We start from the raw sequence: 15623 nt of genomic DNA, 5'->3' as shown, positions 1-15623 counted from the left end.
ATGAGCATTTTGAGCTTGTACTCACCGTGTAACAGTCCACGACGCGCAGCAGATCGTAAACAGGATCTAAACCCAACGCCATAAAAAAAGCCCGCCATCCAGGCGGGCTTTTTTGTCATGGGCTGACCGCCTCAGTGCAGCTTCAAGGACGGCCGCGCCGCCCGGCGCAATTTGTCGCCGATATAGAGCAGGCCGGCCAGCACCCAGCCATGCACCGCCGCCTGATGCATGCGGTACAGCGAGCTATAGATCAGCTTGGCGCCAAGACCCTCCACATAGTAATCGCGCTTGGGTCCCACCACCGCCGCCAAGCTGCCCACCGCGCTGTGCTTGCCCAGCGACACCAGCATGCCTTGCGGCTTGAACGCGAACGGCTTGCCCTGACGACCGGCCACGCGTCGGCTCAACTCGTCCGCCAGCCAGCGCGCCTGCTGGTGCGCCACCTGGGCGGTGGCCGATAGATTGCGACCGCTGTCGCCGTCCGGCGCCTCGGCGCAATCGCCCAAGGCATACACGCAGGCCGCGCCTTGGCAGCGCAGCCACGGGTCCACTTGCAGCTGGTTGATTCGGTTGGTCTGCAAGCCTCCCAAACCGGCCAGCCAGGCGGGGGCCTTGACGCCGGCGGCCCAGACGGTGATGTCGGCGCTCACCTTTGCGCCATCCCGCAACTCCACGCCGTCGGCGCACACCGCCGCGACCCGGCTGCCGGTCAGCACCTTGATATTGCGCGCGGCCAACTGCTCTTGGGCATAAGCGGACAGCGACGGCGGCGCAGCGGCCAGGATGCGGTCGGCCCCCTCGATCACGCTGATTTCCACGCGCTCCGGCTGCAGACGCGCGCCGTAATGATGCAGTTCGCACAAGGTATGATTCAGCTCCGCCGCCAATTCAACACCGGTGGCGCCGCCGCCGACGATGGCGATGCCCAGCTTGGCCAGCGGCTGCTGGCCGCTGCTGCAGCGGAAGGCCAGTTCCAGCACTCGGTGACGCAGCTTCTCGGCGTCGTCCGGCGTGTTCAGGAACATCGCGTGTTCACCGACGCCGGGCGTGCCGAAGTCGTTCGCTTCGGCCCCCACCGCCATCACCAACCAGTCATAGGGCACTTCGCGCGGCGGGCTCAGTTGCTCGCCGCTGGCGTCCTTCACTTCGGCCAGCAGAATGCAACGCCGCTCGGTATCCAGCGACTGCATATAACCGAACTCGAACTCATAGCCATTGCGGTAACCGTGAGCGAAGTAATTCACCTCGTCCTCGCCAGTATTGAGCGCGCCGGTGGCCACCTCGTGCAACAAGGGTTTCCAGATATGAGTGGGAGAACCGTCGACCAGCACGATGCGGGCCTTGTGCTGCGTGCCCAAGGTGCGTCCCAGCCGGGTAGCGAGCTCCAGGCCGCCGGCGCCTCCACCGACGACGACAATGCTGGGCAATGCGGAGTTGCGACTTAGCATGACAGATCCTTACAAGGTAGAAATCTCTAAACAAGGACGCTGGCGACAACGCGCTTGTTTAGGGAGTTCTTGCTTCAGATCAAAACGGAAGTATGCACAGACTGGCAAGGCTAGCCAATCTTTTATGGCCCCAAACGCCGCTGGCATCGCGATGACGCGATGGCCGAACGCGGCTCAGCCGACACTTTGGGCGATATTGGAGGGGAATGGACGTGGCGCGGCCAACGGGGAATAGGCGCGCAAATCAAGCTGCGGCGCGGCATGGCCGCGCGCGCTGGTTTACAATTCAGAATGGCGCTTTGGCGTCGAAGCTCATCTCTTCGCGAGTGATGGGGTGACGCAGAGTCAGCCGCTCCGCATGCAGCAGCAGACGATCGGCCTTGGCCAGCACCGCCTCCGGCGCATAGATGTCATCGCCCAGAATGGGGTGACCAAGGTGCAGCATATGCATGCGCAACTGATGGGCGCGGCCAGTCTCCGGCTCCAGCTCCACGCGGCTGCATTGGCGCTGACTGTCACGCAGCACCACCCGGTAGTGGGTGATCGCCTGCTTGCCGTGCTCAAAGTCCACTTTCTGACGCGGGCGGTTGGGCCAGTCTATGATCAGCGGCAGGTCTATGGTGCCACTGTTCTGCTCGACGATGCCGTCCACCACCGCCAGATAACGCTTGTCCACCTTGCGCTCCATGAAGGCGATGGACAAAGCGCGCTGCATATTGGCGCCGCGTCCCATCACCACCAGGCCGGAAGTGGCCATGTCCAGTCTATGCACGGTCAGCGCGTCGGGATAGACCCGCTGCGCGCGGCTGATCAGGCAATCCGCCTTGTCCTCGCCGCGGCCAGGCACGGACAACAGCCCCGAGGGCTTGTTCAGCACCAGCATGGCTTCATCGACGTAGATCACGTCGAGTCCGGTGTCGGGCGGCGGAGTGTAATGTTCCAAATTATGGCGGAGGGTCATGACGGCAACAGACTGAAACGCTGAAAAGGCGGCGATTATCAGCGCTAAACGCCGCAGCGACAAGCTGTAGCCGTGATTTTTCGCCAGCGCTGTCTCTTGAAATCCACAACCGCCGGCAGCATTCTCAAATGATGACGGCCACGTTTCTCCCTGGCCGCGGTCCCTCCCCGGAATCTCCTCGAAAGGATGCTTCACCATGGCAGAGCGTTTTTACATCGATCCCTACCAGACTCGGCTGGAAACCCGCGTGGCACGACATGACGACGCCGGCCTGGTGCTGGAAGACACGCTGTGCTATCCGCTGGGCGGTGGCCAGCCCGGCGACACCGCCACGCTGAGCTGGGACGGCGGCGGCTGTGCGATAAACGACACCCGCCGCGACCGCGAAACGCGCGCCATCGTCCATCTGCTGCCCGCCGATACACCACGGCTCGCCGCCGGCACGCCGGTCACGCTGGAGCTGGATTGGGCGCGCCGCCATCGCCACATGCGCATTCACACCTGTCTGCACTTGTTGTCGGTGGTGATCAAGGCCGGCGTCACCGGCGGCAATCTGAGCGCGGAATCCGGCCGCCTGGATTTCGATCTGCCGGAAGGCATGGAACTGGATCGCGAGCACATCGAGAGCGAACTGAATCGCCTGGTGGCGGAAGACCGCGCGGTGCGCATCGAAATGAGCAGCGGCGAGGCGCTGCAACGACAGCCGGAGCTGATCAAGACCATGTCGGTGACGCCGCCGCTGCACTTGCCGGAAATCCGCCTGATCAATATCGACGGCATTGATCTGCAGCCCTGTGGCGGCACCCATGTGCGCAGCACCGGCGAGATCGGCCCGGTGCTGGTGAAGAAGATAGAAAGCAAGGGCGCGCGCAATAAGCGGGTGGTGGTGGCGCTGCGCGACTAAGCCCCCACCGGCGGCATCAGCCGGCCGACGCCTCCAGGCGCCGGCCGATATGGGCCAGCTCCGTTTTCAGACAATCGACAAAGCGCGCCAGCAGCGGCGAGGCTGGACGGTGCAATGGCCGCACCAGATTGACCGCGAACGGAATCGACACGCTGAAGCGCCTGGTCGCCAAGCCATGCCCGGCGTACTCCAGCGCCGTCAAGGGATTGACGACGGCTACGCCTATGCCTTGGCGCACCATCGCGCAAACCGATGCCGCGCTATGGGTTTCCACCAACATGCGCCGCTCGATGCCGCGCTCGGCGAACACTTGGTCCAGTTGCTGGCGGTAGCTGTCGGTGACCGCCAAGCTGATGAACGCCTCCCCGGCAAAGTCTTCCGGGCTTAATACCGGCCGCTCGAGCAAGACATGGCCTTCAGGCAGCACGCAGACTTCGTCCGCCAGCAGCAAGGACTCCAACTCGGTGCCGGCCGGCGCATGGCCGCTTTCGCTCAGGCCCAGGTCGTGGCGCTGCGCCGCCAGCCATTCCTCCAGCAAAGGCGACTCCTGCGGCGCGATGCTCAGACTGACACCCGGCGTCCGCTCCAGGAAAGCGCGGGCGACCGCCGGCAGCAAGGCCTGGGCGAACACCGGCAGGCAGGCGATGGACAGCTGTCCACGCTCGAACTGCCGGATGGCGGCGGCGCTGCTGACGATGCGCTCCAAGCCCAAATAGCTGCGCTGCACTTCTTCGAACAGCTGTAAACCCTGCGCGCTAGGTCGCAGCCGGCCGCGGCTGCGTTCGAACAGGCTCATGCCCAGCAATTGCTCGCAACGCGCCAGCTCACGGCTGACCGTGGGCTGCGAGGTGCGCAGCAGCGCGGCGGCCTCGGTCACGCTGCCGGTGGTCATCACTGCTCGGAACACTTCGATATGGCGTAGGCTGATCCGCATGCGCCCCTCCGCTGAAACACCCTCTACCCATATCATAAATGAAAGAACTTGCGATAATTTGATATTTTATTTTTGCCGTAGCAGGCGCGATGATGTGGCCATCCCCCACTTTCGATCCGCCTAACATGAAATGCTTCACGCCTAAGCAGCTTGCCGCCCTCGCCCGCCAGTACGGCGGACCACTGTGGGTCTATCACGCCGATACCATCCGCCAGCGCATCGCCGAACTGAAATGCTTCGACGTGATCCGCTACGCGCAGAAAGCCAACTCCAACACCCACATCCTGCGGCTGATGCGGGAACAGGGGGTCAAAGTGGACGCGGTATCGCTGGGTGAAATCGATCGCGCGCTGGCCGCCGGTTACCAGGCCGACTCCGCCGAGCCCTCCGACATCGTGTTCACCGCCGACGTGCTGGACCACGCGACGCTGCAGCGGGTGGTGGCCACGGGCATCACCGTCAACGCTGGCTCCATCGACATGCTGCGCCAACTGGGCGCGGCAGCGCCCGGCCACAAGGTCTGGCTGCGCATCAATCCCGGCTTCGGCCACGGTCATAGCCAGAAAACCAATACCGGCGGCGAGAACAGCAAGCACGGCATCTGGCACCAACAGCTCGCCGAAGCCTTGGCGGTGATACGTCAATACCGGCTACATCTGGTTGGCCTGCACATGCATATCGGTTCCGGCGTCGACTACGACCACCTGCAGCAGGTCTGCGGCGCCATGGTCCAACTGGTTGCCGACCTGGGACACGATATCGAGGCTATTTCCGCCGGTGGCGGCCTGTCCATTCCCTACCGCGACGGCGATGCCCGCATCGACACCGCGCATTACTTTGGGCTCTGGGATGCTGCGCGACAGCAGATCGCAAGCCGGCTAGGCCATCCGGTACGGCTGGAAATCGAGCCCGGCCGCTTCCTGGTGGCCGAGGCCGGGGCGCTGATCAGCGAAGTGCGTGCAGTCAAGATGATGGGCAGCCGCCATTTCGTACTCGTGGATGCCGGCTTCAATGACCTGATGCGGCCCGCGCTGTATGGCAGCCATCACGAGATTTCAGTGCTGACGGCTGAGGGCGAGCAGAAGAGCGGGAACATTCCCAGCGTAGTGGCCGGTCCCTTGTGCGAATCGGGCGATGTATTCACCCAGCAAGAAGGCGGCCTGGTGGAAAGCCGCATGCTGCCCGATGCCCAGGTTGGCGATTTGCTGGTGTTCCACGACGCCGGCGCTTACGGCGCCGCGATGTCCTCCAACTACAACAGCCGCCCGCTGTTGGCAGAAGTCCTAGTGGATGGCGACACCAGCCGCCTGATCCGCCGCCGCCAGACGATGGCGGAACTGCTGGCCTTGGAACAGGTGTAGCGCGAACCACGCGGCCGGCTCAAAGCCGGCCGCGCGCTCAGCACAATTTCAAATCCGCCAGCGTTTCCTGAAACGCCTGAAAAATATCCTGGTAGCTGGCGTAACCATCGAAGACCCCCACTACTTGCGGTGCCTGTAGGCCACGCGCCAGCAATTGCTGGCCGCGGCGCGAGCGTGGACTCAGCGCGCGCAGCCGCTGGCTGCGCTCGTCCCAGTAGACCAGCTTGGCCTCTTCCGAGCCCTCCAGTCTGGAAATCAGTTTGTCCACTTGCTCCGCCGGCTGTTGCTGCATGCGGTGAGAGAAGGTCCTGCCAAGTAGGGGTGCGTATGCCATGAGTCTGTGCCCGGTGCTTTGCAGTTGGACGGCATCCGCGCCAAACCGCTAATTTAAAAACCATGATCCGGCCACAGCCCCATTCCGGCGCCCATATGCCGCCAGCAAAAGCGGCCCCCGCCTCAAACAGGGGATTCAAGGCTGTCGGCCGACAGCACCTGACATTTTTCTGAATATGAGACGCCGCCACAATCGGATTAATCTTAAATTCAGCGCATAGATCCAACGCTAGCACGGCGGATATTCGTCTCGTGTTCCCGCCTGATCACCACATGGCGGTGGAAATGACGACAGGGCGCCAAAGCGCCCTGTCGCGTTGTGCTGGCCCGCCCAGCCGGCAGGAAGACCCGCTAGCTCAGTTCTTCGGCACCATATTGTTGATGACGAATTTGACGCCCGGCACTTTCTCGGCGATCTGACCGGCCTTGAACATCTGCTGATCGTCGGTCATGCCGCCTTCTATCGTCACTTCGCTCTTCTTGCTGCTCACTTTCAGCCCCAGCGTCTGCAGTTCGGCATCGCTGTTCAGCGCCTGCTGCACGCTGGCGGCCAGTTCTTCATCGGTCGGCGGGGTCTGTTCGGCATGGGCCAGGGCGGCAACGGACAACAGGGAACTCAACAGCAGCGCGCGAATGCAAAAACGTTTCATCAGTCTCTCCAGTGATATGGCCTGCAAGCGCTCAAGCCTCGGGCTCCAGCGCAAAAGTTTTACCGCATACTAGCGAGGAAACTTTTCAATTTTGTTGCCGGTCCATGACAACGTAGCGCAATGGCCGCGTCATTGGCGGCGACGCAACAATTGCTGACGCACGCAATCCCCCGTCATGCTTGGCGCAGCGTAGAATCAAGCCGGTTCGCAATCACCCCGTTGTCCAGTCCCGTTTCAGAGAATCGTCCGCATGTTAAGAAAATGGTTGTTGTTGCTGCTCGTCATCGGCCTCGCCGCCTGTTCCACCTCCAGCCCTCCCGGCAAGCCCGGCGGTGGGCCGCGGGACACCGGAACACCAAACGCGCTGCCGGCCTGGGGCCAGCAGGAGCTGGGCGATACGCTGGCCGCCTTGAAACAGAGCTGCAAGGCCATCGCCAAAAAACCCGGCTGGGCGGATGTCTGTCGCCAGGCGGATGGCATTTCCAATGAGAACGCCCCGGCCGTGCGCCAGTTTTTCGAAAACCGCTTTGCCGCCTGGAAAGTCAATGACGGCAGCCGCGATAGCGGGCTGATCACCGGTTATTACGAGCCGCTGCTCAGCGGCAGCCGCATGCGCAGCGCGCGCACGCCCTGGCCGGTCTACGGCATTCCGGCGGACTTTTACAGCGTGGACGTGCCGCAGGCGGCGCGCGGCAAGTCCAGCCTGATGGCTCGTCGCAGCGGCCCCAACCGGCTGACGCTGAGCCCGACCGGCGATATTGAAGTCCGCCCCGCCGACTTTCCCGCCGACGCGCGCGGCACGCGCTTGAAAGGCCGGCTGGACGGCAAGCGTCTGCTGCCATACTACACTCGCGCCGAAATCAATCAGGGCAAGGGCGTGGCCAATGCGCCCATTCTCGCCTGGGTTGAAGACCCGGTGGAGTTGTTCTTCCTGCAAGTGCAAGGTTCCGGCCGCATCCAGCTGGATGACGGCAGCTTCGTCCACATCGGCTACGCCGAACAGAACGGCTATGGCTATCAATCGATAGGCAAGTGGCTGGTGGACAAGGGCGAACTGACCATGAGCAATGCATCGATGCAGGGCATCAAGGACTGGCTGGCGCGCAACCCGCAGCGCCAGCAGGAACTGTTCGCGGTCAACCCCAGCTATGTGTTCTTCAAGACCTTGCCCGGAGACAACGGCGGTCCGGTGGGCGCCTTGGGCGTGCCGCTGACCGGCGGCTACAGCATCGCGGTCGATCCGCGCTACATCCCTCTGGGCGCGCCGGTCTATCTCGTCACCACCTGGCCGCACTCGAGCCAGCCGCTGGCGCGGCTGGTTCACGCCCAGGATACCGGCAGCGCGATCAAGGGCGCCGTGCGCGCTGATTTCTTCTGGGGCTACGGCACCGAGGCCGGCATGTACGCGGGCAGGATGAAGCAGCAAGGCAATCTGTGGATGCTGCTGCCCAAAGGCATGAACCCTTCCCAGGCGCTGTAAAACCTGTTTCGAGTCCACCGCGCACCATGACTCGGAACACGTTTTTCAGCCGCAACGCCTTGTTTCGCTCTTGCCCGAGACTTTGAGCAAGCGCTAAAAAGCCAGCCCTCTTCCGCGGCGCCGTCTCTTCGGCGCCGCGCTTGCTTTGTCTTCCCTGCCGGTCTCCCGGCGCGTTCTCTCTTCCCCGTCTCACTGCGCATCGCGCGAAGTCCAGTCAAAACCCCTCCATCGCCGGATTCGCGAGCATAAGGTTCCAACTTAAGGAAACCCTTGCCAGACAAGGTTTTCCCCGGTCTTTCAAAATATTCCATACGAATTATCTTTTATTGCATTTTCCTAATGTTGACTTTCATCAAATAGACACAAAGGCGAAATTACTAAGATTTTCGAAATTTTTAGTTTGAACGTTTTTATTGCTTTATTCGATGGAGATCAAAAATGACGACCGTAGATAAGACGCCTCCCAAGATCAGCGTCTTCGCCTTCGTCATGATCACCGCCGCCGTAGTCGTCAGCGTCCGCACGCTGCCGATGACCGCGCAGCCGGGGATGATGACGATTTTTCTAACACTGGCAGCCGCCTTGCTGTTCCTGGTTCCCACCGCGCTGGTGTCGGCCGAGCTCGCCACCGCCTGGCCGCAGGACGGCGGCCTGTTCATCTGGGTGCGCGAGGCCTTCGGCGAGCGCATGGGCTTTGTCGCGGTGTGGATGCAGTGGATACAGATGGTGTTCGGCATGACCTCCATCATCATGATCATCGCCGCCACTTTCGCCTATGTGTTCAACCCGGCCCTGGCCAGCAACAAGCTCTACATGCTGGCGATGATCCTGGGCATCTGGTGGGCTTGCACCCTGGTGAACATGCGCGGCGTGAAAACCCTGGGCTGGGTGTCCACCATCTGCGTGAGCCTGGGCGTATTCATGCCCGGCGTGGTGCTGATCGGCTGCGGCATCGCCTATCTGGCCGGCGGCCACCCGATCATGACCGATGTGTCCTGGAGCTGGAACAACCTGGTGCCTAGCTTTAGCGACAGCGGCACCCTGGGCTTGTTCATCGGCTTCATCTTCGTGGTGATGGGCATGGAAGTGTCCGCGTCCAACGTCTCCTCCATCAAGGATGCCCGCCGCAATTACCCGATCGCCATCATCCTGGTGTCGGTGATCATGGTGCTGCTGTCGGTGATCGGTTCCGCCGCCATCTTCGTCGCCATTCCCAAAGAAAAGATCTCGATGACCGCCGGCCTGATGCAGGCGTTCGAGCTCTATTTCAATCAATGGGGCATGGGCTGGCTCGCTCCGGTCATGGGCTTGTGCATCGGCCTGGGCCTGGTTGGCCAAGTGAACTCCTGGGTGCTGGGCCCGGTGCGCGGCCTGCAAGCCACCGCCGACTCCGGCGCGCTGCCGGAATTCCTGCAAAAGACCAATCGTCACGGCGTGCCGGTGACCCTGGTGCTGATCCAGGCGGTGGCCATCACCATCGTCGGCGTGCTGATCACCGTGATGCCCAATGTGGATAACTTCTACTTCATGTTGATGGGCCTGACCGGGCTCGTCTACCTGGTGGCTTACCTGTTCATGTTCTCCGCCGCCATCTATCTGCGCTACAAGCGCCCGGACGTGGAACGCAGCTTCCGCGTTCCCGGCGGCAAGCTCGGCATGTGGATCTGCTCCGGGCTCGGCCTCGCCATCTCGCTGCTGGCCGGCTACCTGGGCTTCATCCCGCCCGGCAGCTTCCATGGCTCCGCCCATGAATACCTGCAGTTCCAGCTCATCGGCCTCGCCGTCATGGTGGTGATCCCCTTCCTGGTTTACGCCTATGGCCAAAAGGCCAAGCACGCCCGCTCCGCCGGCGTCGCGCCGCGTACCTCGCCCGCCAGCAAGGCGCGTCCCGCCGAAGGCAAATGAACCCGCTGCTTCAGCCTCACTATCAAATTACAAGGTAAATCCGACATGACCAGCCAGAATTCTTCCTCGCTCAACGTCGATGCTCTGTTCATCGGCCCCAAATCCGAAAACCGCGTGTTCTTCAAGGAAATGATGGAATACGCCGTCTCCGAGCACTTGCACTGGCGCGCCGACTTCCACCCGGAAGATCCGGCGCTGGTGACACCGGTGGAGCAGCACGCCACCGACTTTCGCCAAACCCTGTACCGCACCGAAGGCATCCTGCGCCAGCTGTCTTCCAAGCTGAAGAACACCTCGGTGCCCTGGTTCTCCCCGCGCTATCTGGGCCACATGAATGCCGACACGCTGATGGTGTCGAACCTGGCCTACGTGATGACCATGATGTACAACCCGAACAACTGCGCGCACGAAGCCTCGCCCACCACCACCGAGTTGGAAGTGGAAGCCGGCCTCGATCTGTGCCGGATGTTCGGCTACGACCCCAAGCGCGGCTGGGGCCACATCACCTCCGGCGGCACCGTGGCCAACTATGAAGGCATGTGGGTGGCGCGCAATCTGAAGACCATCCCGCTGGCCATCGCCCAGCATGAAAAAGCGCGCGACCTGGTGGCCGGCAAGAGCGAACGCGAACTGCTGAACCTGTCTCCCAGCGCGGTGCTGGACTTGACCGACGAATTGAAAAAGCGTGGTCTGTTCGAAGAAGTGCGCGCGCTGTCCTGCCGCGGCGTAGGCATCAAGCAAGGCTCGCTGGGCAAGATCCTGGTGCCGCAGTCCAAGCATTACTCGTGGATGAAGGCGATGGACGTGCTGGGCATTGGCCAGGAACACATCGTGCCGCTGCCGGTGGACGAGAACTACCGCACCGACGTGGCCAAGATGCGCGAAATCACCTTCCGCCTGATCGAGGAAGGCCACCCCATCCTGGCCATGGTGTCCGTGGTGGGCACCACCGAGGAAGGCTCCATCGACCATGTCGACGAGGTGATCAAGCTGCGCGCCGAGTGCGAGCAGAAATACGGCGCCTCCTTCTACGTGCATGTGGACGCGGCCTACGGCGGCTATGTCCGCGCGATGTTCCTCGACGAAAACAATCAGTTCATGGACTACGACGCGCTGGTGGCGCGCTACCGCGCCGAGGACATCATCCCGGCCGGCGTGACCTGGCCCAAGCGCGAAGTCTATGAAGGCTTCAAGGCGATGGCCGAGGCCGACTCCATCACCGTGGACCCGCACAAGGTGGGCTACATCCAGTACGCGGCCGGCGCCGTGTGCATGAAGGACAAGCGCATCGTCGACCTGATCTCCTACCACGCCGCCTATGTGTTCGAAGAAGTGGACGAGGACACCGGCGCCGACACCAAGGTAGTGCTGGGCTCCTCCATCATGGAAGGCTCCAAGGCCGGCGCCACCGCCGCCGCGGTATGGGCCGCCCATCGCCTGGTGCCGCTGAACATCGGCGGCTACGGCAAGGTGATCGCTCGCGGCATCGTGACCGCCGACTGGTTCGCCCAGCGCCTGGCCACGGCCAAGCCGCTGACCGTGGGACGCCGCCAGTTTGAAGTGCGCCCCATCATGCATCCGGACTTCCACATGGTGAACTTCACCTTCAAGGAAATCGGCAACGACAGCCTGGAAGACCACAACCGCTTGAACAAGAAGATGTACGAGATCTGCTCCTACGCTTCCGGCCGCACCTACACCAACGACTTCCTGACCTCCTCGACTTCGCTGTCGGTGGAAGAGTACGGCGACACCCCGTGGCACTACGTGGCCAGCCGCGGCTTCAGCCGCGCCGAATGGGACAAGGTGGAAAGCGTCTACATCCTGCGCGCCGCGGTGATGACCCACTTCCTGCGCAAGGCCGAAGACTTCGACGCCTACTGGGAACAGTTGCAAAGCGTCTTCGCCGCCAAGCTGGCCCAGATCGTCGATCTCGACGACAAGGCCGATGCGCGCATCGCCGCCTGATACAAGCGCTCCCGGCCTGGCCGGGAGCTTTTTTTCATTACCAGACCCAACGCTGACTATGAGTTTGTCCGGCTTTTACGAACGCATCCTTCTCTTCATCAAGGATGGTTGAGGATTCCCCATGCAAGTCAATTTCAAGGCCATAGGCGCCACCTTGCTGATTTCCGGCACCATGCTGGGCGCCGGCATGCTGGCGCTGCCGCTGGTTTCCGCCGGCATGGGTTTCGGCTATGCCTGCCTGACCCTGTTTCTGATCTGGATGTTGATGACCTATACCGGGCTGATGCTGCTCGAGGTCTGTCTGTCCTTCCCCGAAGGCTACGGTTTCGACGCCATCGCCAAGGCGCTGTTCGACACCAAGGGCAGCTATCTGATCAACGCCAGCCTGCTGCTGCTGCTCTACGCGCTCTCCTCCGCCTACATTTCCGGCGGCGGCTCCACCTATAAATCCAATCTGCACCAGTACCTGGGCCTGTCGCTGTCCCCGGCCCTGGTATCGCTGGCCTTCACCCTGCTGATAGGCGGCATCGTCTTCGTCAGCACCAATGCGGTGGACAAGGTCAACCGGCTGCTGTTCAGCCTCAATGTCCTGATCTTCCTCGCGCTCAGCACCGTGATCCAGCCCTATGTCGATACCGGCAATCTGTCGGAAAGCTCGGACTCGGCCAAATACATGCTGGCCGCCATCCCGATGTTTCTGACCGCCTTCGGCTTCCACGGCAGCGTGCCCAGCATGGTCAAATACCTGGGCCGCGACCAGCCGCGCACGCTACGCAATGTGTTCATCGCCGGCAGCCTGATCCCGATGGGCATCTATCTGCTGTGGGTGTTCAACACCCTGGGCGCGCTGCCGCGCTACGGCAGCCACAGCTTCCAGGCCATTTCCTCGCATAACGGCTCGGTGGGCATGTTCCTGGACGAGTTCCACGCGCTGGTGCCCACGCCGCAGGTCCCCTCACTACTGTCCGCCTTCTCGTCCATCGCGCTGTTCACGTCCTATCTTTGCGTATCGCTCGGCCTGTTCGACGCCATGGCCAGCACGCTGAAACGCAGCGACGACACCCGCCAGCGCCTGCAGACCGCGCTGATCACCTATCTGCCGCCACTGGGATTCGCGCTGTTCTTCCCCAGCGGCTTCGTCGCCGCGCTGGGCGCCGCGGCCATCTTCCTAGTGATCCTGGCCATCCTGTTCCCGGCGCTGGCGCTGATCAAGCTGCGCCGCCAGGAAGATTACCAGCCCAGCTATCAAGTCAGCGGCGGCGGCACCCTGCACTGGGCGATAGGCGGCGCCGGCATCGCCATCATTCTGTTCCAGCTCTTGGTGATGCAGGGGCTGCTGCCCGTGTTCTGACGGCGCGTCCGCGCCGTCGTCCGGATGCGCGGCCGTAAACGCCGCGCATCGCAATCATGGAGGTACAACGATATGAAGCAATCGACCCTGATCCGGGATCTGCAGCAACGCGGCCTGATCTCGCAAGTCACCGACGCGGCGGCGCTCGACGCGCTGCTGTCCCGGGAAAAGGTCACCCTGTACTGCGGTTTCGATCCCACGGCCGACAGCCTGCACCTTGGGCACCTGGTGCCGCTGTTGCTGCTCAAGCGCTTCCAGATGGCCGGCCACCGTCCGATCGCCCTGGTCGGCGGCGCCACCGGCATGATAGGCGACCCAAGCTTCAAGGCCAGCGAGCGCAAGCTCAACACCGCCGATGTCGTGGCCGGCTGGGTGGAAAAAATCCGCCGCCAGGTAGAGCCTTTCCTCAGCTTCGAAGGCGACAACGCCGCATGCATGGCGAATAACCACGACTGGTTCGCTGCCATGAACGTGCTGGATTTCCTGCGTGACGTCGGCAAGCACTTCTCGGTCAACGCCATGATCAAGAAAGAATCGGTGCAGCAGCGCATCAACCGCGACGACATGGGCATCTCTTTCACCGAGTTCGCCTACAGCTTGCTGCAAGGGCATGACTTCGTGGAATTGAACCGCCGTTTCGGCTGCAAGCTGCAGATCGGCGGCTCCGATCAATGGGGCAATATCACCGCCGGCATCGACCTGGTCAGACGGGTGAGCCAGCAGCAGGCATTCGGCCTGACCATGCCGCTGATCACCAATAGCGACGGCACCAAGTTTGGCAAGAGCGAAGGCAACGCGGTCTGGCTGGACCCGAGCAAATGTTCGCCCTACGCCTTCTACCAGTTCTGGCTGGGCGCGGCCGACGCCGACGTCTACCGCTTCCTGCGTTACTTCACCTTCCTGTCCAACGAGGAAATCGAAGTGATCGAGGCCGAAGACCGCGCCTCCGGCGGCAAGCCGCGAGCACAACGCATCCTGGCCGAGCAGGTGACCGAGCTGGTGCATGGCCAGGCCGCGCTGGCCGCCGCCCAGAGAATCACGCTCAGCCTGTTCGACAACGATGTCGAACAGCTCCGCGCCGAGGACTTCGCCCAGTTGGCCCAGGACGGCGTGCCACGGCTGGTCTTGCCGCTGCAGCCCACCTCGCTGATCGACGCGCTGGCGGCCAGCGGCCTGGCCGCGTCCAAAAGCGAAGCCCGCACCCTGCTGCAAAGCGGCGCGGTCAGCGTCAACGGCGCCAAGGTGGATGCGCTGGAAGCCAGCCTTGGACAAGCCGAACGTCGCCATCAGCGCTATACGCTGTTGCGACGCGGTAAAAAGCAGTATTGCCTGTTGATTTGGGAGTAAGCGAGCCAGCCTGAAATCCGCTGCCGCGGGCTCCAGGCTGGAATGGCATCCGGCCGCCGCGCGGCGGCCGGATCGCGGCTGGCGTTTGAATAGATAGGGAGACGCGGCATCAGCCGGAAGGGAAAGTCTCCGCGCTCAGCCCTTCCACCACGCGCATCACATGGGAATAATGCTGATCCAGCAATTGCAGCGTCAAATCGGCATCCCTGGCCAGCACCGCCTGCATGATGGCGGTGTGCTCGCCTTCGTCGCTGTAGCGCTTGGAAGCCGGCAGCGCCGGATCGAACCAGATATGGCGGTAGCGCTCCAGGCGGTTGTACAAAGACTCCATCAAATCCAGGATCACCGATGAATGGCTGCCGCTGATGATGGCGAGGTGAAACGCCATGTGGCGGTCGGCCCAGGCCTGCAGATCCACATCCGGGTCGTCCAGATCAATGCGGCTCAAACGGTGGTAGCTGGCCAGCACCTCCAGTTCCCAGGCCTCGTCGCCCTGCTCCAGCGAGCGCCTCACCGCCTCTTCGGCCAGCGCCCGCCGCACCAGCAGAATGTCGTGCAGCTCATGCCGGGAAATGGGCGCCACCCAGAAACCGCGCTGCGGCTCCATCACCACGTATTTGGACCAGCTCAAACGCAGCAGCGCCTCCCTGATCGGCGAGCCGCCGGCGTCGTAACGCGTCTTGAGTTCATGCAGCAATAGCTTCTGCGACGGGCGATACACGCCCAGCAGAATATCGCGCCGCAACTCCAGAAACACTTTTTCGGCCAATGTGGCGTTGCTGCTTGCCACCTTTTTTTCCTTCCGGGGCATTCGGTCTCTTCCACATGCTAATGCGCGACGATGCGCAAAACGCTAGATGATAACTTAAAAATTACATGTATATTGATTTTCGCCATCGGTATGGCGTGGGAATAGCTAAAAGCTACGTCCATTTGGCATGGAGATCAATAGGCGAAGATCAATTCAGTGAGATGGGCTGT

The 15623-nt window shown here is 62.3% G+C and carries 13 protein-coding genes; 7 read left to right on the top strand and 6 right to left on the bottom strand.

The genetic code is table 11. The features are described 5' to 3' along the window. Nucleotides 1–131: 131 nt before the first annotated feature. Both VI26_RS10220 and VI26_RS10215 read right to left on the bottom strand, forming a co-directional pair. On the bottom strand, nucleotides 132–1448 hold the full coding sequence (locus VI26_RS10220) for an NAD(P)/FAD-dependent oxidoreductase (protein WP_048409612.1): 1317 nt from the start codon (nucleotides 1446–1448) through the stop codon (nucleotides 132–134). Between the two features lie 286 nt (nucleotides 1449–1734). Then, nucleotides 1735–2352 (bottom strand): pseudouridine synthase, encoded by a 618-nt coding sequence (locus tag VI26_RS10215; RefSeq protein WP_331282551.1) that lies wholly within the window; start codon nucleotides 2350–2352, stop codon nucleotides 1735–1737. Nucleotides 2353–2605: 253 nt separating this feature from the next. Here VI26_RS10215 and VI26_RS10210 point away from each other — a divergent pair, with 253 nt between their 5' ends. Continuing rightward, the gene (locus tag VI26_RS10210) at nucleotides 2606–3313 is read left to right on the top strand and encodes an alanyl-tRNA editing protein (RefSeq protein ID WP_048409610.1); all 708 of its coding nucleotides are present in this window, start codon (nucleotides 2606–2608) and stop codon (nucleotides 3311–3313) included. A gap of 16 nt (nucleotides 3314–3329) precedes the next feature. Here the strand turns inward: VI26_RS10210 and VI26_RS10205 are convergent, their stop codons facing one another. Beyond that, nucleotides 3330–4247, bottom strand: a complete 918-nt coding sequence (locus tag VI26_RS10205) for a LysR family transcriptional regulator (protein WP_048409609.1) — start codon at nucleotides 4245–4247, stop codon at nucleotides 3330–3332. A 125-nt stretch (nucleotides 4248–4372) separates the two neighbouring features. Here VI26_RS10205 and lysA point away from each other — a divergent pair, with 125 nt between their 5' ends. Continuing rightward, complete coding sequence (gene lysA, locus VI26_RS10200) at nucleotides 4373–5608, top strand: diaminopimelate decarboxylase (protein WP_048409608.1); 1236 nt, start codon at nucleotides 4373–4375, stop codon at nucleotides 5606–5608. A 37-nt stretch (nucleotides 5609–5645) separates the two neighbouring features. On the opposite strand, the gene VI26_RS10195 is transcribed toward lysA, so the two are convergent. Continuing rightward, nucleotides 5646–5900 carry a hypothetical protein gene (locus VI26_RS10195; protein ID WP_048409607.1) on the bottom strand — a complete coding sequence of 85 codons (255 nt, stop codon included), beginning with the start codon at nucleotides 5898–5900 and terminating at the stop codon, nucleotides 5646–5648. 397 nt (nucleotides 5901–6297) lie between these two features. Next, entirely contained in the window at nucleotides 6298–6591 is a 294-nt protein-coding gene (locus VI26_RS10190) for a BON domain-containing protein (RefSeq protein ID WP_048409606.1), read from the bottom strand. Nucleotides 6592–6859: 268 nt separating this feature from the next. Between VI26_RS10190 and VI26_RS10185 the strand changes: the two genes are divergently transcribed. The 5 genes from VI26_RS10185 (at nucleotide 6860) to tyrS (ending at nucleotide 14642) form a co-directional block, all read left to right on the top strand. Beyond that, entirely contained in the window at nucleotides 6860–8071 is a 1212-nt protein-coding gene (locus VI26_RS10185) for a murein transglycosylase A (RefSeq protein ID WP_231463241.1), read from the top strand. Nucleotides 8072–8509: 438 nt separating this feature from the next. After that, entirely contained in the window at nucleotides 8510–9976 is a 1467-nt protein-coding gene (locus VI26_RS10180) for an amino acid permease (RefSeq protein ID WP_053074351.1), read from the top strand. 45 nt (nucleotides 9977–10021) lie between these two features. Beyond that, a complete protein-coding gene (locus tag VI26_RS10175; protein WP_048409603.1) occupies nucleotides 10022–11944 on the top strand; it encodes a pyridoxal-dependent decarboxylase in 1923 nt (640 codons plus the stop codon). A gap of 121 nt (nucleotides 11945–12065) precedes the next feature. Further along, nucleotides 12066–13295, top strand: coding sequence for an aromatic amino acid transport family protein (locus VI26_RS10170; RefSeq protein WP_048409602.1), 1230 nt, complete (start codon nucleotides 12066–12068; stop codon nucleotides 13293–13295). A 72-nt stretch (nucleotides 13296–13367) separates the two neighbouring features. Next, nucleotides 13368–14642: a tyrosine--tRNA ligase gene (gene tyrS, locus VI26_RS10165; protein WP_048409601.1), complete on the top strand. Its 1275-nt coding sequence runs from the start codon at nucleotides 13368–13370 to the stop codon at nucleotides 14640–14642. Between the two features lie 109 nt (nucleotides 14643–14751). Here tyrS and VI26_RS10160 read toward each other — a convergent pair whose 3' ends face one another. Then, nucleotides 14752–15432: a GntR family transcriptional regulator gene (locus VI26_RS10160; RefSeq protein WP_197081432.1), complete on the bottom strand. Its 681-nt coding sequence runs from the start codon at nucleotides 15430–15432 to the stop codon at nucleotides 14752–14754. Between the last annotated feature and the right edge of the window lie 191 nt (nucleotides 15433–15623).

The organism is Chromobacterium sp. LK1 (genome assembly GCF_001043555.1).
GTDB lineage: Bacteria > Pseudomonadota > Gammaproteobacteria > Burkholderiales > Chromobacteriaceae > Chromobacterium > Chromobacterium aquaticum.
The sequence above is the reverse complement of the archived record's forward strand: the minus strand, read 5'-3'. Positions and strand labels throughout refer to the sequence as shown.